A 22,617-nucleotide genomic window follows, 5' to 3' on the forward strand; every position below is an offset into this window, starting at 1 on the left:
CCAAGGCCATCGACGACCCACAGGATCAGTGTCTGCGTCTCTGGCGAAATGAAAGATGATTTCGAATGACTGGTGTCATAGTGAGCCAGGATGCTGCATGAAATATCGACGTGGGTGCCATACGCCATCAGTTCGCTCCTTTCAGGATAATTTTAGGATATAGTATCATGCCGGAAACGACAGTCGGAACCGCGAACGCACTAATCCCACGCACTAGCGCAAGCCAACAATCAAATCGGCTTTATGGAACTGCGGCTTAGATTCTATTCGGTAAGGTTGCCATGACCGATTACGGGACAAACGGGGGCATAAGTGTAGTTAGGCTCGGCCTATGGAATTACTTACACCCGCACTGTGGTAACAAGTCCCTGACGTGTAACGTTTTTCGTGTGAGAGGCGTTAGAGTAGCATAAGAGTCGCATTGCATGGGAGGACCCTGATGAAGAAGATTAGGGCAGTTTTACCGCTGGTTCTACTCGGAGGAGCCGCGCTGGCCGGATGTGGAACACGTCCCGCGCCTGTCGTCAACGCGACAGGCTTCACAAGTCATCACACGTCATCCAAAGCTACCCCCGCGGCCACCTCTCCATCGGGGTATTTCGCGTATCACAATAGTACGTGGGCGTTTTCGGTGAGCGTTCCCGGCGACTTCGCTCAGCTTCCACCCCCGCCCGATGGGGATGGAGCGACCTGGACGTCTGGATCCGCCAAAATTGTCGCCTACGGTCAGTATGACGCCGTGGTGCCCTCGTCCACCGTCTCGTCGACCTTGCAACAATTGATGGCCACAGACCATCCGAGTTACCACGCGCGGGGCACCGATTGGCTGGTGGTGTCTGGCACCTCGGGCGGCACGATCTATTACACCAAGATGTTTTTGGGACCCACTAAACAGTACGTGCTTCACATTACCTATCCGGCGACGGAACAGGCGCAGTGGCAAGGCATGGTCACCACGGTGGCCAACTCATTCAGCCCAGGCTCTCTGACGCGATCGCAGGCCCCGGCGCCCAGGTGGATCACGACCACCGTAAAGGTGGGAAGTGCCGTCTATGCCGTTCGGATTCCGGCATCCGCGCGGGGTATCGATGTACCGGCAACCACTTATCACGGGGAGATCTACTGGGTGGAGCCTCCTGTGATGAGCGTGGAACCCGGTCCGAACCTCAATCCGGGCGTTCCCGGCGGTCCGTTTACCGTATATCGTGCTCCCATTCCGGTCCAGGGGGCTGTGCTTAACCCGGATTCTGCCATATTGGTGGGTTCGGTGCCATTCACCGTGCCGGCCCTGTTAGCCCAGGGCGGCTATTACAATTTCCCGGACAATATTCTGGTGACCGCTGGTACGGCCATTGTTGAGGCTGCAGCGCGAGGCGCGGGCATGAACCAGCCCGTCTCCGATCCGGTGTACCTGATCGAACCCGGCCATGCTGCCCGGCTTCTGGCACAGCTCCACGATACCGGCGGGGACTTTTCTGAAATTGTAGCCGCGGACGGCGTAGTAGCATGGGAATCCGGCACTGACGCCATTGTCCCGATCGGCAATTTTAGCTTTGAGGGCTTCGTGTATCATCTGGGGACCGGCGTAACCCAAAGTGTGTCGCTACCCAATCCGAATGGAATCCCTCCCTTGCAGATTGCCCGTGGCAATGTGGATTTCGGAACGAAGGCGGTATCCCTGACGCAGCCGGTCAGCCCGGCGTGGCCCACGGCGCTAGTGGTGTCCGTGCCAAAAGGCGCCTCATTGCCCGCATATTGGCCTGTGCAGACGCCCAGTGAACGGTCCCAGGCAACCACGTCGGCCACGGGGCTCACGGTCGGCATTTCCGGCGTAGGTCCCAACCACACCGAGGTTCCCAACTTGCAGCTTAAAGAAGGGAGCAACGCAGCTACGCCCACGTTCGTGGCCGTGCAGGGCCAGACGGAGGAGATTCACGGTGTGGCGGTCACCATCGATTCAAGGGCGGCCACCTGGCAGGAGGGCCATTTCCGCTACGTCGTACAGTTCACCCACCGGGGATCGGCTTGGAGTTTGTCCGCGGTCGTTGCCTATGTGCTGCAGGAACTTCCTCCTACGGGCAACCCGGTCGGCGCCTGGGCATCGGGCACGTGCCAAATTACAGTTAGCGCCCAGTACGGAATGGGGGGACCTAACTCGTCCTGCCTCATCCATTTTCAAAATCATGCTGGGCTGCCGGTCACAATTTGGTCCCGTTCCATTAGCGAGGCCTTTGATGCTGCCGAGTCGCTGTTAAGTTAGGCCTGCCGCCATTTGAACCCTGTTCTTGTCAATGAGCTTCTTGCTGCTCTCTCTCGCCTGCTAATATTATTTTGTGTTGTTAATCATGCGCTTTCGGGGGAGAAACTGCTTCAGCAACTTTCCGCGACAGGCCAACATCGTTATGATGGAAGCACCGCATGAGGAGGCGATGGCCATGGTAAAAATCATGAACGAGTGGATTCCAGGACGCGAGAAAGAACGGCGGGGAGTTTCAAATCGCGGAGTGTCTGAGATTGCCGGTCACGGGGCGTAACTCCAACGGCGGGGTGGCGACGGTCAGGACCTCCCTCAGGGAGGACTTCGGTTGATACAAGGAAATCAGGTGACGCTCCAGCCCTTTACCCGGGATATGTGGCGCACCTATTATTACTGGCGTCGGGATCATGAGGTGATGTATTGGGCCACGGGGGAAGCGCATCAGTCCAGCCTGGTCCCGGAAGAGGCGTTCATGAGCCGGTTCGATCAGGCCATTTTAACTGATCGACACCAAGAGTCCGGGATTCTGGGGATCTTTACGGAATCCGGTGTGTTCATCGGCGAAGTGAGTTTCCGGGACATGGATTTAGTCGCGGGAACCGCCGTGCTGGGCATTATGATTGGGGACAAGTCCTATTGGGGCCGAGGCTACGGTACCGATGCCGTGCGGACCCTATGCCGTTTCCTTTTCAATCGATTTCGATTACGCCGGATTCAATTGGATACCTGGGCTGACAACGAGCGGGCCATCAAATCGTACGCCAAGGTGGGATTCCAGATTGAGGGACGGTTGCGTGATGCCGCCCTCGTGAACGGGCAGCCGATGGATCAAGTCGTCATGGGCCTTCTCCGCTCCGAGTTCGTGGCCAGCTAACCAAGTTCGTCGCAAGATCTCGCCCCTGTTAGGCAACTAACGGGGGCGAGTCTGCATTCGGCGCGATCGGGCCATGGGTATGATCGAAGAGGAGAAAGGTCATTGCTCAAGAATACTGGGTAATCATAAAAGCCAAAGACGTCGTGTGATGAGCGAAGTTAGGGTCCTCTGAGGAGGACGAGGCATTGGCTCACCAGCAATCTGCAACCGAATATGTTTGGCGTGGCTGTTTCGAAAATACGGAAGTCCAGAGGTTGCACCCGGAGGCGTTCGACCACTTAATTATCGATTACGACTGGAATAGAGGGTTCGTCAATGTCGCCTGGGACGGTGGGGGTTACGCCTTCATACTGGATACCATGGTGGCGACTAATCAGCGGCGCCGTGGCCTTGCCACGCAATTGATTGACCGGGAGCGTACCAAGGGCCCGCGAAGCGGGCTGCGAGTGGTTACATGTGGACTTTGAAGACCATCTGGAAGACTTCTACGTGGAAGCATGCGGGTTTCGCACGACCAAGGCCGGATTAATCGACCTGACCAGATAACCCGCGGTATTGCGTCACGGAGGTAACCGACGGCATGCGGGAGCTTATACGCCGCAAACAGTAGTGGCTCCTCCCGGACTCGGAATATGCTGTAGGAGGGAAACCAAGAACGATGGCGAGAGGTGAAAATGTGTTGGCAAACCAGAATGTCCACCTCATTGGCCGATTTTACAATGGGATGTGGAATCACTTCGACCAAGGTCTCTTCTTCGAATTTTTGGCCGAAGATATCCGGTTCCGGGAGAACGACATGGTGCAATAGGGAGCTATACTCTTGACAGCCCCGATGGCTACAGGGCCATTTGCGCTCATGAGTGTTTCCTTTATTCCGAGCCCAATGGTGTCCAAAGTTATGATTCCTTGCCGCACTGTACACAGAATTCATGGCACCGTCTTGTTGCTGATTCTCGCGATCTGCACCCAATCTCCCATCGCCCGCTCCCTCTTGTACCGGCCGCTAACATCTTCTATAATGCCTTCTCATCGGTTGGTTGATTTGTATCTTGCGAAAATTCTTTGCGCGAATGGACGCTTGGCGTCCGTCGCATAATCCCAACGGGACGATGGGGATATTTTCTTTTTGCGATCTCGTCTATTGCGGGAGGAGTCGCGGACATCATCTGCAGCAATGACCTGTTGGTTTGTCTTATTGAGCGAAGCCATGGGGCGAGTACTCGACACTCGGTCGGATCTTGAATAGGTGCTGGCAGTCATGTCCAAAGCACCATAGACCTTACGAAAGGAGTGAAGAAAACACTCTTTTTGATGATTCGCGTCTCTGGGTGCGGTATATGCTTATCATCCGTGTTGCATGTCGATAGGTCTTGTGAATGCAGAAGATAAGTCCATGGGTCTGTCGAGTAAACCGAGTAAAATGTGATAATCTAAATCAACGTGTACGGGATTCGACAGGTGACGGCATGGGAGGGAAAGGCATCTGGACCAAGATATTCCTTCGTCTAAAAGGCCGAGCATAACACGGTCGGCGACGACCGTTTTTATCTTCTCCTTAATTAGCAAGTTAGGGGGATTTATTCGTCAATTTACGATGGCCTTAGAATTTGGGACGTTGGCCTCAAATGATGCGTGGCTTATTGCATCAGTACTTCCCAACTTATTGTTCGGAGCGATTGGAGGGGCGATTTCCTCTACGACCGTACCCTTAATGGCGGAAGCTCGGGAGAATCATTCCGCGGAGTCCCAAGAGTTATTTGTGCGCCAGGCCTTTTGGGCTGTGTCAGTAATCGCCTTTGTCATCACGGTGATCGCCGAGATCGTGACCCCTACGCTGTCGCATTTATTAGCGCCCGGATTTCACGGTTCTCTCTTGAAACTAACGATTGTGTTGGCACGGATAGTGACACCTACGCTGGTGGTGCAAGCGGTGGCAGGGTTTTTTAGTGGAATACTGCAAGAACGAGACCAGTACAGAGCACCAGCGTCTATCCCCGTTCTTCAAAATATCATCCGCATTATCGGCATTGTCGTCCTCAGTCGTTGGTGGAATATCGAAGGGGTCGCAATCGGGTTTACGGTCGCTATGTTTGCACAAATCTTTGTCTTGGTCCCACCGCTACGTCGAGCTCACATTCAGTTGGCGTGGCCGGGGAGATTTGATCACCCATTGCTACGAAAGATGGGCCGCATGTCATTGCCCTACATTGTGAATTCGTCCGTGAACAGTATTGAAATCATTGTGGATCGGGTTCTCTCCTCGTGGCTTATCACAGGCAGTATAGCGGCTATCAACTATTCGTTTACGCTCGTCCAAGTCCCGCTAACGTTATTCCTCACGCCTTTAGTGACGCCGTTATTAACACGGCTATCACAATATCATGCGAGATCTGACCGTGTCGGTTTCACTCGGCTGGTACACCAAGGACTCGGAATCGTATTACTGGTCCTGGTTCCCGTGACGGTGTGGTTTACCGTATTGCGGGTTCCGATTCTCGTCGTGTTGTTCCAACATGGGGCATTTACCAGCCGATCAACCAGGCTGACATCAGGCACGTTACTCGCATTTGGACTGGGTATTCCAGGGTTCGGGCTGACATTGTACTTTCGCAATCTATTTTTTGCCATGAAGGACACGAAAGTCCCGGCGTTTTTGGGGATTATCGGGATATTGTGTAACGTCGCTGGCGACCTAACCTTAGTGCATCCCTTGGCAGCGCAAGGGCTCTCACTGTCTACCAGCATCGCCAATTGGATTAATGCAGGACTTTTAGCGTATCGGCTGCACAAGTATGGATACTTGAGTGGCATTAGTTGGAGTCGCATTATCGCTCCGATTATGGTGGGTGGGGGCATGATGGTGGTGGTGTTAGTCGCTCTTAGCCATTTATTTGGTCCTCTTCCGCGTTCCGAGTGGCTGGTGGCGTTACGGCTTGGTGGGGAAGTAATGATTTCAGGATTAATATTTCTGGGCGTTCTGCGCCTTGGGAAGAACTCTACGCTGGACCAATTGACCTCTCTTCTGAGGACACGTATGCGGCGTGCATAATGCCAAATGACTGGGAGAGACCGCTTAGCGCAGCAGGTGAGCTAGATCCTTCAGTAGGCTTTTAGCACCGAGTCCACCCCGGGCGCGCGAGGAGTAGGCGGATCGGCGTACGAGAGAAAAAAGTTGTGGGACCTTTGTCGTGATCTGCTGGCTTTCATAATAAGCGGCGCGTTCGTCCATCAATTGGGCATGGTGCGCATGAATGGCTGAGAGATGGTTGAGCCACTGAGATGTCTTGTACTGAGTATCACTGCTCTCGGCGGTCACTCGGTCAGCGAGCCATTCAAGAAATTGGCTGTAGATATATTGGTGGTGTGCATAGGCCGCATATTCTTGGGCACCGTTTTTTTGCGGGGATTCTTGGGTTCGCCCAGCACTGGCATTGTTCTCGTGGCGTCGATACCACGCCAGGGGAGTGGTCAGATACGCCACCGGCCCTAGGGAGCGGGAAATGAGATGAAACGGCTGTTCGTGACCAAAGTAATGCTGATATTCTTCCGGATAGGTCACGAGGGCGGGTATGACAATGTCGCGGACAGAGCGGTGAAAGGTGAGGCAAAAGCCCAGCGGGAAGGTTTTTAGTGGCCCACCGTCCAAACGATTAGGGCGAAGGATGGTGGTATGCGATATCACAGGAAGGACACTACCCAGAGGCTCCAAACATTGGTTGGTAAGTCGTGCAGTATGTATCACCATGAGTGCCTGATGTTTTACAAGCGTGTTCGATACCAGTGCAAGTTTTTGGGCAAACCAGACATCATCTTGGTCACAAAAGCTGATGTAGTCACCCTGGCAATGGGCGACAGCTCGCAGAAAGTTAGCGACGTAGCCGAGCCGTTCTTGATTTTCCAGAATGACAACCGGGAAGGGTGCAGTTTTTTTAAATTCCTTCACAATCTCGAGGGTAGTGTCGGTTGACAGATCATCACTGATAACCAATTCGAATGGTATCAAATCTTGTTTGGCGAGACTGTCTAACTGCTCTACTAGATAGGCTGCACCATTGTAGGTCGCCATGGCAATGGAGATGTTCATAGCTGTATGATATCCCAAGTCATGGCGACTCACCCACACTTTTTTCTGACGCACACGGGGCGAACACATCGGAGTTACCTCCGACGTATATCATCTATTTCTAAGATAAGGGCACCCGTAATCTGTGATGAAATCCAAGCTATTGATGACGAACAGAAGGTGGTCGGGCGTTGGGCGGGCAAAGCATGCACTGGGTTCGGTGATACATGGGGGCTCCGATCGAGGTAACTATTAAGAGAAGCATTTGCTATTCTACCGTCAACCTTCCTTACCTGCGAAAGTAACGACTTGTCAAATCCATCGGTAACCGGCCACCAGGTTTCTGTGCCCATGGAAGATGTAGGATCATAAGGGCCAAATAATCTGTTGTTGCAGTGGGAGCGGTATTTCGGGAAACGCGGAAAACCCCGATGCAGCGCACGATGGTTGAAGTGGAACAAGGAACCATGTGGCTGTTCCTCCAATTATCGCAATAGTGCCTGTGGTCCATGGAAGTACGTGTGTTTTGATTCCGAGTTCGGTAACTTGCCGGAGTTTCCTGACGTTAATGCCTGTAGGAGGCTCTGCAATGTCTAAGCGTTTTCGTGCCATTATTCCGAGTCTTTTTGGAATACTTGCGTTGGTAGGGTTCACTGCTTGTGGTGTCGGTCATGCGTCGATGCCATCATCTCATGACGAATCCCTTGCGGTGACGACTCACAATACGTTGCGCAAATGGGATACGTCCGAGATTTTCCCCCTGTTGCAATCCCCACTAAGCACCTCTCACATCGCCTCGAATTCCGCGAGCCACGTGATTTATACATATTGGCAGGATTTTCGGGAGATAGGCGAGACCTATTCCGTCGCTGTCGGTGAGCAACAAGCCTATCATTTGCTCTCCCCAACCTTACGCCAACACTTGACCTATTCGTCGTGGGTGACGTCGTACAGGAACGTCCATCTGGCACAGTTGCTTACGCTCTATCCGGTATCGGCGGACAAATTTTATGTGGAAGCGGCAGTATGGTATGTCAATGAACCCGCAACCCAAAGTATCGGCTACGAAAATGGGTTTATGACGGTAGAGCATCATGCGATTACCGGCCTTCACATGGCACCCGAAAGCCTCCTTGGCACGGTATTTCGCCTGCAAGCATGGCAATACACCGTGCCCGGTGTGGTCAATGAAGCACTCCACGCATACGGTGTAACTCATGGACACATTGTGAACAACACGGAAGTCGCCTCGAACATTCTTTCTGTCAGGGTGCGATATCAACACCATGTAGCTGTGGTCGTAGTGACGCGTGAAGCTAATCGAATGTATGAGGTGCTGTCGATCAAGCGAGGATAAGTGGGGTTGGGGTTATGGGGACCGGAATGCCATCCCGATATCGACCGTAATCGTTTCCCGGTCAGCATCGCTATCTACCCAAGTCCCTACTCTTTATGGGACGTCCCAGGTGGTTTGTGAGGTTCAAGGCGGAGATTTGAACAAGGTAGTGATGCTTACACGTCGTATTCGCCCATCTTCTGTCACCAGGGGAAGAAAGTGGACGCAGGAATGTACCTTCGCCGAGGTTGTAAAATGTCATGAATATAAAGACCAGCCCCGTTTCGGTCTCTTATCGTCCGGGGCGAGAAAAAGCCTAGATGATCGTCGCAGGGAATTCTTAACGATGACTAATGTAAAATTACAGCCGAAACGTACCCTATCCCAAGTTTTCATGGGCGCCCAAAGAGTAGACTGGGTGCGCGGCATAGACAAGGAAAGAATTGACATCGGCTAGGCACTGTCCGACTTATGGTCGGGAATGCCGTGCTTCAAAGGTCGGTGGCCCTGAAAAAATGGTCGCGAGGCCATCCAGACACTCTTATGTGGGACGCGCGCCAATTTTACTTTGGGATCCTCAACCCGCAATACGTGCACGGACGAACAAGCGGCCCTTTAGTCATGGGGAAGAGGTGACAGCGATGATTCGGTGGAGTTTGATGACACCGATGGATTTCGGGTAGATGCCCATGCGTCTTGAATTGGCCATGCGAATAGAGTGCACAAGAGCACCGCTATTCCGAGTACGTTCCATCCCACCGAATCTCCAAAAGCCCATGATGTGGCGCCAAATAGGATGGGAAGGAGGGCGCCCCCAATCGCTAAGAAGGTAAAGATTAATCCCTCCGCAGTTGCTACATCATGGAGCGGAATATACCGGATATCGTCGCCTGGAACGGCAGCGTATGCGGGCCGAGGTAGCATACTAAGAAATCCAGTGACCATAAACCCCGGTAGTACAAACGCTGCACTGAGATGTGGAAAAATGATAATCCAGATACCGATGGCAAGACCCGGCCCCAGTATGAGCCACTTCCGTGTATGGTGTCGATCGGATAAGTATCCGCCAATAAGGGCACCGACCACTCCCGTGGCGAGCATGACACCTCCGTAGAGTGCGGTGCTGCTATGCACGTGGAAGGTTGACGCGATGGTGGCTGCACCGATTTGCGACACCGTGAAGTAGGCTCCATAGCCGCCCATCGAACCAAGCCCTATCCACCATAAGTTTTTTTGCCGCAGCACTCGTTTGAGGGCAACATACGAATCATGGTGGGGGGTGTGTGGGAGCTCTTTAGGGAGTGCAATCCAGTGCAGACTGGCCACTCCCAGTCCTATTGCGCCGGCCAGCATGAAGGCGTTGGCCATGCCCCAGTGTTGTACCAGGGGACTCCACAACCAGAGTCCAGTGAGAGCCCCCAATCCATAGGCCGCACCCGCGGCGAGACCTTGGGCCCGGGCCAAGTGGTTAGGGTGAAAGAGGGTGGTCACTAAGGTTAATTCTGCACCAGCGACCATGGCGGCTCCGCCACCTGCGAAGAATCTGAGCACCCAAATCACGGGGACACTGGGGGGAAATCCGCTGAGCACCGCCATCAGAGATTCCCCTATGAGCCCCACTAGGACAATGCGTCGAATACCATAGCGCCGTAACCACATCCCGGAGGGGATATGAAATACCCCATAACCTATGAGAAACGCTGCGATAATGAAGGAAAAACCGCGCACACTGAGGTGAAAGTGATGCGACAGTGTCGGGAATCCGGCACTCATGTCAAACCAATTAAGGGTCATGGCGAAAAAACCGGTACAGGCAAGAATTAAAAGGGATGGCGCGGCACCACGAGACATAGGAAGACTCCTTCCGATTGGCGGATGGGTTCTACCGTATCGAACCACGGACTGTCCCTTCTACAGGGTAATTATGGAATGGATGAAGGGGTGCACAGCGACAAAGTAACCCTCTCCGCCGTAGCGATGTTGAAGGTGTGTTTTCGGGGAAATGACGCGGGACCTTAACTGGTGGCATGGCGAACGAGAGGGAGAAAAATTTCACCCTCCAAGGAACTGGAGGGTGAGGGGAAGGATAGCTAGTGTCTCACAGACTGCCTTTTCCAGAACCAAATACCTGCACCGAGCCCAATCAAAGGGAGAGCGCCGGCCCATGGGGTTTCGGGTAATTGGCCGTAGGGGAGTCCCTTAAAGAGAGTATATTGCGCCGAGACGGCGATTTCGTTGCCGCTGCTATTGTATTCGGTGACTGTCAGGTAGTTCGGGATGGAGGCATTGAGGCCATAGGAGTCGACGAAAATCGCGCTACCCGCATTGTCAACCGGGAAATGTCCACTATTGTCCGTGAACGTTATATAATCTCCAGATCCGGATGAATAGACTAATCCGGACACTTTGATGGTATAGCTGTAGGTGGCAGGGGTCTGAGTGGGTTGGCTAATGTAGTTCACGGTGAGTGCCGCTGGGGACGACCCGCCCCCACCCCCTCCTCCCCCGATAATGGTGACCGCTGACACTGGAGAGCTTATCGCTCCTGCAACCAGTAATGTCATTCCCGTTATGGCCCATCGCATCAGATGCATCACATGACTGCCTCCGTTCTTACATGTCTAGAAAACGTCTATCGCCTGGACTATACTCTGCGGCGGTAGCAGTGTGCAGTCTCGTGTTGCGTCTCATAATTCCGCTGTAACTTGTCACATGGAACCCACTGTCCCTCCGAAGTCGGCGCCTCGGGATAAAGGCCGGTCCCGGGAACTTAAACTGGGTATTTTAGCCGACCTTAGGACGATCCCTTGGGACGGCCAGTGGCGATGGGAGTATGCACTCTGCACTAGATCTTTGTGGTACCCGGGGAAATTTCGTCGAACAGACCAGCGTCATTTTCGAGACTATCGATATCGAACCCGGAAATGCCGCAGATGGTGGTGCCATCAGAATATTGCCAGAGGGCCGCATTAGTGAATTCTTCATCTGGGCAGGGAGGGGGATCGAGAGGGCCTACGGTAATCCAATGGGCGACCCAGTATAAAAGGGCGCTTCCCCCAAAGGGTTGGCACTGGATTACCTCTAGTTGCGTGCGAGAAGAATACACTCCGGGTAAGTATCCTTGCGCTGCCACAGTGGTGGTCCATCCCTCGACATAGGACAACCAATCAGATTCTGGGCTTACTTGGTCTGATTGTAGATCGAGGTAGATGGCGGATCCGAGTGGTTGACCCACAGATGCTGCTAACTGAGCGGCGCTTTCACCGTCTAATTGTCCTTGCCCTAGACTTTGACACCCACAGGTATAGGCGCTGACGCTATTGGCCCCACTATAGATGGTCCCGATCATGAGACCCGCATTCAGTAGCGCCTCAATTTCCACGCGAGTCACAGGAATGCCGGCATCGTAGCACGGCCCGCCCAAATATCGCAGGACGAAGGAGTAACCCTGATTAGCTAAGCATTGCGCAATGGAGGAAAGGTCGACATTATTATCCACGCCGTTGAGGCAGGAGGATGGAACGGTGGTCGGCCATTCGATGGCGAACGGAGAGGGAGCACTTTGGTCATTGCTTAGACCTATAGCATAGTAAGTTTGAGGACCAATGATTCCATCGCAGGAAATCTTGTGAGCGTTCTGGAAGGATTTCACGGCAGATTGCATCCGTGATCCGAAGTACCCGTTGATTCGTGCATGGTAATAGCCCAATCTCTCGAGAAGGAATTGAACGAATACCACGTCAAAACCATTTCGCCCTATGGACAAGGGGCGTCCCCCGGCAAAGGTATACAACCAACTAGCGTCATAGAATCCATCGCTAGCCACTGGTTTTTGGGGAATTCCTAGATCGCCATGCGAGATAGCGTCATGCACAAAAGCGAGTACGGCAGAGGCGGTGGGCTCATCGAACTGCCCCGTCGCAGGGCTACCGACAATATTGGCATAACGAAAACAATTAAGGCGGTTTTGTAGGATAAGGACATCACTACCCTGGTCGCCGAGTAATAGCGTGCGGCGTCCATAGGAAGGCGCATCGGCACCATGTAAATGGGTGTCTTGGCCGAACACCAGAAAGGTCTCTTTTCCTACGATACCATCAATCGCGAGACCAAAATATGATTGAATATTCTTTACCGCGAATGCGGTGGGCGCGTCATAGCGGCAAGTGATAGCGATGGGAGAACCCATTGGCCCTTGCGGGGGGTTCATGCTTTTTAGCATTAAATTGTAGACGGTCTGCACGATAGCGACGTCGGTTCCGTGGATGCCGCGGGTTAGGGTTCGACTGCCGAAGGGGACATAAGGAGCATAGGTTGTTTCAAATAAGGCCATCGGAAACTCCTCCTATATGGTAAAATATGGAATATGGTATGGGGAGATCACCCAGGAGGTGACGTGAGTCGACGAAGAAATTTGGAAAATAGTCGCGGTGACAGCGGCGATATCAGAGAATCCCACGACGAATACGGTCTCTCAAGCAGGATTTTCCTTGCTCTTGGCGAAATTGTTTGACTTATCGCTATTGGCGATCACTCTAGGTCCAAGGGAAGGGAGTTTTATCGTGTGAAATTAAACAAGATTATGATGGCCAGTGCGCTCTCGGTATCGATGACAGCGATTATTGCCGGTTGTGGGGCAAGTCCTATACACTCTTCCAGCGCTAGTGCCGCTGGACAGCCGCAAAAAGGTGGAACGATTGTCTGGGCACTGACTCCTCAAACGAACATCAATTGGTATTTTCCATATACTCCGGGAGCCTATGATTTACTCCAAAACTATCAGCTCGTGAACCAACTGTATAAGCCCCTCCTAATGATTAATACCGCCTATAACATTAACTATCACCAGTCCATTGCCGACAAAATTACCTATAATAAAGAGGGTACAGTCTATCATATCTATCTAAATCCTAAGTGGAAATGGTCGGACGGCGTACCGGTGACCACTAAAGATATTGAGTTTGCTTGGCAAGTGGATAAAGAAATTTCACAGCCGAATGCGCCCAATCCGTGGGCCGGCGGCTCGACCTACGGCGACGTACCCGACGGTGTCAAGAGCATAACTATGAACAGTAAATATGAATTTACTATGACCCTCAAGGCCCCGGTAAACCAAGAGTGGTTTATCTACAACGGCATTAGCCAACTGACTCCCATGCCAGCCCAAGTCTGGGACAAATATCCCACCAACATTGTGAAGGAAGTGGAATACCTCGGTGCCAAGGGAACGGACCCCAATTTCGATAGTGTTGTCGATGGCCCGTTTAAGCTCGAGAGTGCTATCGCCAATCAATCGTGGACGCTGGTTCCGAATCCTACCTACGCGGGTCAGAAGCCGTATGTGAATAAATTTGTCATGGCATATGAGGGATCGAATGCCGCGGAATTTGCTGCACTCAAAACCGGTACCGTGCAGGTTGGATACCTGGATAATTCGGAATATGGCGCTCGCGGTGAATTGCTGAGTACCAATGTCATTCGTCCCACCTATGCACTGGCTTTTAACTATCTGAGTCTCAACATGTTGCCTCAAGCGCAAAGTGGCATGGGGCCGATTTTTTCCAAGCTCTATGTGCGTCAAGCCCTGCAAATGGGGATCGACCAACCAGCCATGAATTCTGCCATTTTCGAAGGGTTTGGTCCACCGACCTATGGCCCCATCCCGACCATTCCGAAAACCAAGTTTCTTGATCCCAAACTTAATAAGCCCATCTATCCGTACAACATTACCGCGGCTCGAAAGCTGCTGGAGTCCCATGGCTGGCATGAAGTCAACGGCGTCATGACGAAAGGGACCAAGAAACTGGAGTTTACCCTAACCTATGCAGGGGGTACGACGTCGACCGATAATCAAATGGCGCTCATTCAGCAAGACTGGGGAAAAATGGGTGTGAAGATTACCTTGAAGTCAGAGCCTTTTGCGACGTTGGAAGGGATTAATTCCTCGCCGTCGACAGCATCGCAATGGGCAGCCATTGGTGGTACTGGGTGGATTTATGGAGGATCATATCCGACAGGTGGGAGCTTCTTTGATACGGCCGCCGCGGCACCCTTCGGATGGAACAACGCTGAAGAAAATTCCTTGATTAATGCGACCCATCAGCCCTATGCGACCACGGCGGAGACAATGAACGCGTTCTATCAGTATGAGTACTTTACCGCCAAAGAGTTGCCCGTGCTATGGTTGAACCAAACGGCGACCTTGCAAGTGAATGCCAAAACGGTGCACAATTCCTTTAAGTACACCAACGCCCTCACAGGAGGGATTCAACCGCAATACTGGTGGATATCGAATTCATAGGCTACCTGCGGAACCGGGCCATGGTTTTTCCTCCACCGGTCCGGTCGACGCGTGGCGGATGCCTGCACGAATGGTTAGCAATGCTTGATATGTGATCCGCATTGAAGAGGGGCCCGTAGCAGTGCGCTATGGGCCCTTCTTATTATTGGTGAGGCGCTAGGTGTCGTGTCGTCCTGCATGAGACCCGAGCACCTGCGCTAGTGAACCCTTGGGATCCCCAAATGGCGGGTTAATTCGAGGCACTCATCGATTGTTTTGCTTGCTGTTCTGCCGTATTGAGCGCTCGCGCAATGGATTCGTGATTGATTAAGACCTCTTGTAACGCATCGCCGAAATCATCGGCTCCTTCAGTGAAGTCGGTGACTTCAGGTTCTGGGGGTGCGCTACCAAGTTCGCTCATCCCTACTTCCTTATACTGGTGAGTCGCGAGGTACTGCTTCATGAGAGGAACTGCCGTCTTGGTGACGGGAAGGTACCCCGTGTGCGTTCCCCAATAGGCGGTCTGTTGAGGCTCGGTGAGCCACTTCATATAGGTCCAGGCCGCCTGGCGTTGGGGCTTACTTGCTTGAGAAAAAATGACCAGATTGTCTCCCCCCAGCATGTTGCCTACGTCCCCATTGGGACCTTCCGGGATGGGAGCGGTGGCAATAGTGAATTTTCCCGCCGCCGACGCTAAGTCATAGTAGTAGCCATCCGTGGTGGTAATATGAAACACGGCGTGTTGCGAACCAAAAGCGACTTCACCGGGATAGTCCGTGCCGAGTTTCATCTCCCCGGAAGCGTACAGTTTTTCCATTAGTGAAAGGGCATCTTTTGCGCCTGAGGTATCGAAGTTCGGCTCCCCGTTTTTTATAATGGGAGACCCGTAGGCCTCTGCCATGATGAGGGCCAGATCTTCCCCCATGTCGTTTGGATCAATACTGAGTGCCCAAGTGTTCGGGGCATGAATATCGTCTGCGACTTTGAGGAATTGTGGCCAAGTTTTGGGGACGGAAAGATGCAATTTCTGCACTAATTGCTTGTTATAGTACATGACCCAGACGCTTTGGTTAAATGGCCACATCCAGACGTCGCCGTTGGTGAGATGGGCTTCTTGATACATCCCGGGCCAAATATCGGAAATTTGCGCCGGTGTGAGCCCGTCTTTTCCGTGGATGAACGCAGTGAGGGGCACGATGGCATCAGAATCAGCATAGGCTTGTGCCCATCCTCCGCCAACTTGCCCCAATGTGGGAGCATTTTTGGCGGCAATGGCGGCTTCTTCTTCGGTATGCAGGGTAGAACTATTGGGTTCAAATATTAAGTTAACTTTCACGTGAGGATGTAATTTCATAAATTGATTGGTCAAATGGATAAGGTAGGGTTTTAAGGTTGAGGTCGATTCGCGTTGCATAAAGGAAATGGTAACGGTATCTGTCTTTGTTGTAGCACTTGACGCTGCGCTGTTACTCTGCCCACATCCACTCAATAGGATAGCCATCGATCCCAGAGAACCGATCAATAAGGCCGTAGATTTTCGTGATGTCATGGATTATCTCCTTCTATTTATGAGCTGTGGAGTGAACTCTACACCAACACGGTCCACCCAATCAGGACGATCCTAGTGAAATGACATTTCTTTCATTAGATTACCAGGGCTATCGTGTCGTTCTGTGAAGTTTGGGTTAAATTTGTGTGAAGACTTAGGGCGATCGAATTTCGAGACGTAGTCTACCGCAGAGTGTGAAAAGGATAGCCGTGACTGTGGCATTTGGCCGTCCTGGTCGCAAGAGACCGTCACGACGATAACGGGTCTTCAAATCCATTCTTTTTGAGGTCACTGAGGATGGAAACGCGCAAGAGAACAAGGCTTCTCTCTTTATCCAGGAGAGGTCTCCCATCGATACCTGACCTCAAGTTTGCGCAAATTGAACAAGTCCTCGTGATCGATGGCGGGTCTATCACTGCACCGGAAGACGCAATTTCTCTTGTGCTAGAGAGGCATTGATTATGACAGGCTGCCCCTGGTTCCACCAAGAGACTTGTAGTTCGGGAAAGAGGGACGCCATGTGAATGGCTTGGGCGGCTTCGCTTTCAACATAGTGGGTACATCCAAGGGCGATGGCGGTGGCTCCCTTCCACTGTGCGGTTGTAAGTGCACTGGGAAATTCAATGCCGTCATTCCGCAGATATAATGGCGCGCTTAGTCCCTGCTGATGGAGCCATTGGGTCGTTCGCGCACGATCCATTTCCGGACGTCCGGTAATAATGAGGTCTGCTGCACGGAGCGTGGGTGCATCCTCGGCCAGGGGCAGTAGATCCCTAGTGGCCAGGGCGTGGGGGAACCCTTTGGCCCACTCAAGTGGGTCGAGATCGCTGAGGAAAATGCCATCAAGATCCCATCCGGTCTTAAAAAGGTCGGGATCGGGGACATCATCGGCTAGGGAGGGATTAGTGAGCAAATTGATGCGATAGCGCTCCCATGGTGGTACAAAGTGACTATGAGGATCTTTGGTTTCATAACAACAGTAGTCGGGACGAGTGGACGAATAGGTATCTTGAAACATCACAAAGCTTTGCACGGCATAGCCAGACGACTCGAGAAATTGTCGACAGTGGATGAGGGTGGTCCCCCGACCGGCAATATCTTCGCAGAGTAAGATTCGCATTCCTGCAGGGACTGGCGGGCTAAACCATGATGGGCTGTTGTTGGTCCGATTATACTGGAGGAAATAGACGGGAAGGTTGGTGCCAAAGGACAGCTGCAATCCGAGAAATGTCCCACCACGCAGAATGACCACAATCGCATCGAATTGCGATCGGATGATGTCACAATAGGAGTCAATGCGCGATGCCATGGCGTTATAGTCCATATAAACGATTCGCTGACGATGAGAAACCGTGAAATCTGGCATGATGTTTTTGTCCACCCCTAGGCAGTGATCATTGAATTTGCCGAACGTTGTCATTTGATTGTAGCGGATTAGGAACGATACGTCATGATGATGAGAGCCGTGGGGCGGGAAGGGTAGGGATCCATAACGTGTTCAGAACTATTATCTGAGCGTCTAAACGAGAGGGGTAAAGACATGGATAGGGTGCCCATCAATGCCGTACTACTGGTTATTGATGTTCAAAAAGGATTTGATGCTCCACGTTGGGGTGTGCGGAATAATTGGCAGGCGGAAGATAACATGGCACGGATTTTGAAGTCTTGGCGGACAACTCATCGACCGATCTATCATATTCAACATCGGTCGACGGATGCCTTAAGCCCGCTCCATCCCAACAATGCGGGGTATGCGATTAAAGATGTGGTGCGGCCGTTAGACAAAGAGCCCGTGATAACGAAACAGGTGAATAGTGCTTTTATCGGCACTGACCTCGAGAAAAGATTACGTCAGAATGGATACGACGTGTTGGTCATTGTGGGATTGACGACGGATCACTGTGTCTCCACCACGACGCGCATGGCCGCTAATTTGGGATTTCACTGCTATGTCATTGATGATGCCACAGCGACTTTCGGAAAGTGCGATCATCGGGGGCAAGACTTCTCTGCCGAGGTCATTCATGCGAGCCACTTAGCCAGTCTACATGGAGAGTTTGCCGAGGTGGTGGACACGAGCACCCTCATATCCCGACTAGAGTGAATACGCATCACAATGCCTGCAATGAAAAAAAGAGCGACTGCGGGGTCGCTCGTTGTGATGAGTAGTGATTTGTTATGGTGTCGGGCTGGTGCGAGTAATGTTGACAATCTTAACGATAATCCAGGCGATCACGGCATAGACCGCCATGGCGACTAAGGTGAAGACTTCAAGTTGAGAGATGCCATAGGTGAGATGATAGCCGAAGAGGCCAAAAAATGGGGCGACAAAGGGATAGGATACCGAATAGATGAAGTTCGCAAAGGGATTGGCAGGATCAGCTCCCATGAGTGCCAACACAAATCGAAATGCTAATAATATGAGGAGGATGGCGTCAACGAGCCAGATCACTCGGGTCGCTATGATTTGCCCTCGGGCCCGTTGTGGCGTCCCATAGCGGTTATCTACGGTCTCTACGGTACGCGTGGTCTCGATGGTGGAAGGATGAGTGGTATCATTGCTATTATTTTCAATTGGCATCGTGTAAGCCTCCTTTAAGTTCATGTAAATTCAAACTCGCTGGTATAAGATTCGCTCATGAGGCATCAATATCTGGGGGGCCAGACGCGGAAGGGGATTTTGTGAAATTCGATTTGAAGTGGAGAATCGCGGTAGTTAACGCGCGATGCGGGGTGCGGTTTATCCATCGCGAATGGGAGGGGTTACCATGACATCACAGGATCTGCAAGACCTCTATCATCGTGAGATGCGACATTATCTTGTCACTGAGGGCTATCGCCGAGAAGAGACTGCCGAAGTGGTACGGTCTCTCTCGGAGTTTAATAGGTCGGGCTATATTCTCTGTTCGCACCTTGATGAGATCAACGCGTCCCGTATTATTGAACGAGAAGTGGAATATTTTCGTGGTCTTGGTCAAGAATTCGAGTGGAAAGTATATGACACTGATATTCCGTCTAACTTAGGAGAACTGCTTTTAGGAGAAGGATTTCACGCAGAGGATTCCGAAGCTGTGATGATCTTACCACTTGACGGGCATGTGTCTTCAGCGACGTCGTCGTCAGCACTTCAAGTGGAGTCTTTGAATTCGAGCGACGGGGTGGACGAGGTAATTGATCTTGAAGAGTCCATCTGGCACACCTCTTACGGGTCCTTGCGGTATGCGCTTAAGCAGGACGTGATGCACCATCGCAACGATGTTCGTCTCTATGGAATACGAGTCGAGGGGCGTCTCGTCAGTGCGGGCTGGATGTATCTAGAAAAGGGGAGCGCATTTGCTTCATGTTGGGGAGGAGCGACAGTACCAGAATTTCGTGGACAGGGTGCCTATACGGCACTGATTGAAGCGCGATCACGAGATGCCTATAACGCGGACAAACGATGGCTTACGGTGGATGCAGCCGGGCAGATGAGTCGCCCGATATTAGAAAGGTGTGGATTTTTTCGACTTCATACAGCGTGCGGATACCACTCACCGAGATGACGCGATACTGCGACGGAGCCCTCCTTAGGAGCCTTAACCCCACATGCGGGGTGGGCTTTGTCTACAGAACCTCTTGGTATTACAGAGGACGGGGCGATTGGTAGCACCCCCAGGGTATTGAACAGCACGGGTCGATGGGCGCGGCATGACCTTGTCCGATAAGTTTTGATATGGCGTTCCTCTGATCCGTACGAGGAGGTTAACCCCGCTCGCATTCACCGATTGATGGGGGCGATGTGACGTTTACCCAATCCGTGCAATAACCACTGCTGGATGGGGTTGGTGTGGCGCCAGACATCAGCGAGCGTCACCGGAACAGAAATCGTCGGGACTAGTGTGGTGACGGTGGCTTGACTGTTTTTCGGCCCTTCGATGGGCACGGTGGACGATTGTACATACAGACCGCCAATCTTCCTGTCCACTACGTTGCCGTATCCTGAGTAACCCAGACCGCTCGGTTGGCCCACGAGGATCGCGTCGTCGAGGGTTGCTAACACATCACTGACCAAGACCGCCGAACTAAACGTACTGCCATTAATGAGCACATAGAGTTGGCCCTCATAGTACGGGAGGTTATCTTCCCATGAGTTGATGACATCGGAGTTCCCACCGCCATTTTCTTGCAAGTCGAAAACCACTCGCGTGACATGTTCCGTGGTGACACGATGGAAAAATTCCTGTACTGCCGCCCGGTATGCAGGTGTGTTTGTGCACTGAAGCAACCAAAATACCGCGTAGTCGGCTGGACGGTTTACTTGCCAGAAGAAGAAATAGCCCGGCTTTTGTTGGCTGGAAGGAATTGTCAGTGGCGCCAAATAGCTCAGGATAAACCGAGCTTGAAGAAAACCTGGATCGGCTGCTTGGCTCGCTGTCATCGTGACTAACGGAACCTCTACGGCGATCGTTCGCCCGTGCTGCGTCCTCAGGGTTAAGTGAACCTTGTGGTGCTGGACGACGCCCAGCCACTCCAATACCGTAGAGCGTTGCATATATGGTGTGAGGTTACTCTCGCGCCAGTAGACATTGCCCGGCAACACAGCCTTAAGGCGTCGGACAATGGCGGTGGGGGTCAATGGACCGACTTTCAGGACGCGATCGCCTGGTCTAAACCCGAGGTGATAGTTTGGCACTGGATCCGCCACTACACCACCCGCCACCGAGAAAAAAGCTACTGGCAACGTTGAGTGGGGATCTTCTGGCGGACTCACGACAGTGTGAGCATCATGCAGGCTCGCTGCCAATTGAGCTCCGGCCACCCACAAGGCCGACTGGGTGGGATTTTTCCGCAACCGAACCGCTAATCGGTCTTCTCGGCGACGAAATTGTGCCAATGTCGAGGGTTGTTGCAACGTGGGTTGGTTTTGTGCGATAAAGTTCGCTATAGCGGTGAACTGTCGGGAGAGTTTGGACGAGGTCAACGGAGATGCCGTGGTTGATGAGCCGCATCCGATAACCGAAACAGACATGGTCGCGACCATGACACTCAAGATGGCCACCGCCCTGATTCGGGTCGCTAACACTAGGGATCACCTCATTATGAAAACCATATTCTAAATTACTGCAGTTATCAATGATTTATGGTCGCCGTCACATCGAAAATTGTGACCGGTGTCCTGCACAATTTCAGCTGGGATGCTCGTTGCGTCATTGCTTCCGATGTGCAATAGGAATCTCGGCCGCATTTAACTATACATGGAAAAGAAGACACTTTCCAACAGCCTTTTGCCCGGCGTGTTTCGTTGAACGTGCAGTAGTGAATAACCGTTGGTGATGAATTCTCCTTCGTTTGCCGGGAGGGTGGGACATCTGGTGCGCTTATCTTCGGATCGCGAATTGAAATAGTCGCATATCTCTTTCATGCAAAGGTGGGTTTCCCAGTCCTACGCCTGAGAAATTCGTGGGCTTAAATCAGACCAATATTCAGCAAGCCCCTGTACCTTGTTCTGGGAGATGTTGTGTCGACTAATGGCTGGCGCGTAACGGCTTAATCTGGGATCGGAGAGCTAGTTTGAATCCCTGTGTGAGAGAACTTGCCGATATGGTGTGGTAGGTCTCGGTGTCTCCCGGAATGATAGGGTGGATAGTCAAGGGAATAGATGTCAGATTCGAGGTGGTCCGTTTGAGAGCTTAGACGGTTTCCGATAGCTCAACGGAGTTTGAGGATACATGCGACTGATCGTTCGGTAACCAACGCCAGGCTAAGACTGCCAGCGCTACTCCTGCGATAGCGGCTAATATCCAGGACCACCACAGAGGAAGGACATTGAGCAATGCCCCGGAAAGGAAAGTCCCTAGGGGACTAGAAATAGTGATCAGGGAAATGAGAAGGCCAAACGCTCGACCGCGAATGTGTTCCGGAATGGTGCGCTGCATCATGGTAAACAAGAGGGCGTTCGCGATCCCATTGGCTACGCCGGTTACTAGGAGAATACCGATAGATAAGAGAGAGGAGCCGCTTAAGGCAAAGGCCAAGGCGCCCGCGCCTAGTCCGATACCGGTGACGCAAATGACCGCATTGAGATTGAATCGTGCGGTAAGGCCCACGCCCACACTGCCAATGACCATTCCTAGGGCCCAGCTCGCTTCGACCACGCCAAAAATGAAGGCATTGCCGTGAAGGACATGCCGACTCCAATAGGGCAACATGGTAAATGCTGCAGCAAAAGCAAAATTTGTGGCTAAGATGACGGGAATGAGGCGAATCAGCCACGGTATT

The 22,617-nt window shown here is 52.3% G+C and carries 18 protein-coding genes; 9 read left to right on the forward strand and 9 right to left on the reverse strand.

Annotation, left to right across the window (positions count from 1 at the left end; translation table 11 throughout):
• Positions 1–439: 439 nt before the first annotated feature.
• The 5 genes from ACOJWD_RS08775 to murJ all read left to right on the forward strand — a co-directional run bounded on the left by ACOJWD_RS08775 (position 440) and on the right by murJ (position 6,180).
• Complete coding sequence (locus ACOJWD_RS08775) at positions 440–2,260, forward strand: hypothetical protein (RefSeq protein ID WP_486992848.1); 1,821 nt, start codon at positions 440–442, stop codon at positions 2,258–2,260.
• 325 nt (positions 2,261–2,585) lie between these two features.
• On the forward strand, positions 2,586–3,131 hold the full coding sequence (locus ACOJWD_RS08780) for a GNAT family N-acetyltransferase (RefSeq protein ID WP_486992849.1): 546 nt from the start codon (positions 2,586–2,588) through the stop codon (positions 3,129–3,131).
• Between the two features lie 185 nt (positions 3,132–3,316).
• Complete coding sequence (locus ACOJWD_RS08785) at positions 3,317–3,598, forward strand: hypothetical protein (protein WP_486992850.1); 282 nt, start codon at positions 3,317–3,319, stop codon at positions 3,596–3,598.
• Positions 3,599–3,789: 191 nt separating this feature from the next.
• The gene (locus ACOJWD_RS08790; protein WP_486992851.1) at positions 3,790–3,939 is read left to right on the forward strand and encodes a hypothetical protein; all 150 of its coding nucleotides are present in this window, start codon (positions 3,790–3,792) and stop codon (positions 3,937–3,939) included.
• A 711-nt stretch (positions 3,940–4,650) separates the two neighbouring features.
• Positions 4,651–6,180 (forward strand): murein biosynthesis integral membrane protein MurJ, encoded by a 1,530-nt coding sequence (gene murJ / locus ACOJWD_RS08795; protein ID WP_486992866.1) that lies wholly within the window; start codon positions 4,651–4,653, stop codon positions 6,178–6,180.
• A 24-nt stretch (positions 6,181–6,204) separates the two neighbouring features.
• On the opposite strand, the gene ACOJWD_RS08800 is transcribed toward murJ, so the two are convergent.
• Entirely contained in the window at positions 6,205–7,284 is a 1,080-nt protein-coding gene (locus ACOJWD_RS08800) for a glycosyltransferase (protein WP_486992852.1), read from the reverse strand.
• Positions 7,285–7,783: 499 nt separating this feature from the next.
• On the opposite strand from ACOJWD_RS08800, the gene ACOJWD_RS08805 reads away from it, so the two are divergent.
• Positions 7,784–8,551: a hypothetical protein gene (locus ACOJWD_RS08805; RefSeq protein ID WP_486992853.1), complete on the forward strand. Its 768-nt coding sequence runs from the start codon at positions 7,784–7,786 to the stop codon at positions 8,549–8,551.
• A 594-nt stretch (positions 8,552–9,145) separates the two neighbouring features.
• Here the strand turns inward: ACOJWD_RS08805 and ACOJWD_RS08810 are convergent.
• From ACOJWD_RS08810 to ACOJWD_RS08820, 3 genes are all read right to left on the reverse strand, one after another.
• Positions 9,146–10,381 (reverse strand): MFS transporter, encoded by a 1,236-nt coding sequence (locus ACOJWD_RS08810; protein WP_486992854.1) that lies wholly within the window; start codon positions 10,379–10,381, stop codon positions 9,146–9,148.
• A 239-nt stretch (positions 10,382–10,620) separates the two neighbouring features.
• A complete protein-coding gene (locus tag ACOJWD_RS08815) occupies positions 10,621–11,127 on the reverse strand; it encodes a hypothetical protein (protein WP_486992855.1) in 507 nt (168 codons plus the stop codon).
• Between the two features lie 248 nt (positions 11,128–11,375).
• Complete coding sequence (locus ACOJWD_RS08820) at positions 11,376–12,863, reverse strand: peptidoglycan-binding protein (RefSeq protein WP_486992856.1); 1,488 nt, start codon at positions 12,861–12,863, stop codon at positions 11,376–11,378.
• 231 nt (positions 12,864–13,094) lie between these two features.
• Here ACOJWD_RS08820 and ACOJWD_RS08825 point away from each other — a divergent pair, with 231 nt between their 5' ends.
• Complete coding sequence (locus tag ACOJWD_RS08825) at positions 13,095–14,831, forward strand: peptide ABC transporter substrate-binding protein (protein WP_486992857.1); 1,737 nt, start codon at positions 13,095–13,097, stop codon at positions 14,829–14,831.
• A 229-nt stretch (positions 14,832–15,060) separates the two neighbouring features.
• Here ACOJWD_RS08825 and ACOJWD_RS08830 read toward each other — a convergent pair whose 3' ends face one another.
• The gene (locus ACOJWD_RS08830; RefSeq protein ID WP_486992858.1) at positions 15,061–16,359 is read right to left on the reverse strand and encodes an extracellular solute-binding protein; all 1,299 of its coding nucleotides are present in this window, start codon (positions 16,357–16,359) and stop codon (positions 15,061–15,063) included.
• Positions 16,360–16,771: 412 nt separating this feature from the next.
• Positions 16,772–17,725, reverse strand: a complete 954-nt coding sequence (locus ACOJWD_RS08835; protein ID WP_486992859.1) for a phosphoribosyltransferase — start codon at positions 17,723–17,725, stop codon at positions 16,772–16,774.
• Positions 17,726–17,899: 174 nt separating this feature from the next.
• Between ACOJWD_RS08835 and ACOJWD_RS08840 the strand changes: the two genes are divergently transcribed.
• The gene (locus tag ACOJWD_RS08840; RefSeq protein WP_486992860.1) at positions 17,900–18,463 is read left to right on the forward strand and encodes a cysteine hydrolase family protein; all 564 of its coding nucleotides are present in this window, start codon (positions 17,900–17,902) and stop codon (positions 18,461–18,463) included.
• Between the two features lie 72 nt (positions 18,464–18,535).
• On the opposite strand, the gene ACOJWD_RS08845 is transcribed toward ACOJWD_RS08840, so the two are convergent.
• Complete coding sequence (locus ACOJWD_RS08845) at positions 18,536–18,940, reverse strand: YggT family protein (protein WP_486992861.1); 405 nt, start codon at positions 18,938–18,940, stop codon at positions 18,536–18,538.
• Positions 18,941–19,127: 187 nt separating this feature from the next.
• Between ACOJWD_RS08845 and ACOJWD_RS08850 the strand changes: the two genes are divergently transcribed.
• A complete protein-coding gene (locus tag ACOJWD_RS08850) occupies positions 19,128–19,901 on the forward strand; it encodes a GNAT family N-acetyltransferase (RefSeq protein ID WP_486992862.1) in 774 nt (257 codons plus the stop codon).
• Positions 19,902–20,116: 215 nt separating this feature from the next.
• On the opposite strand, the gene ACOJWD_RS08855 is transcribed toward ACOJWD_RS08850, so the two are convergent.
• Together ACOJWD_RS08855 and ACOJWD_RS08860 are read right to left on the reverse strand one after the other, a co-directional pair.
• A complete protein-coding gene (locus ACOJWD_RS08855) occupies positions 20,117–21,421 on the reverse strand; it encodes a S41 family peptidase (protein ID WP_486992863.1) in 1,305 nt (434 codons plus the stop codon).
• A 607-nt stretch (positions 21,422–22,028) separates the two neighbouring features.
• The coding region (locus tag ACOJWD_RS08860) for an MFS transporter (protein ID WP_486992864.1) at positions 22,029–22,617 on the reverse strand (589 nt) is incomplete at its 5' end.

It is taken from the genome of Sulfobacillus sp. TH-112, assembly GCF_057473405.1.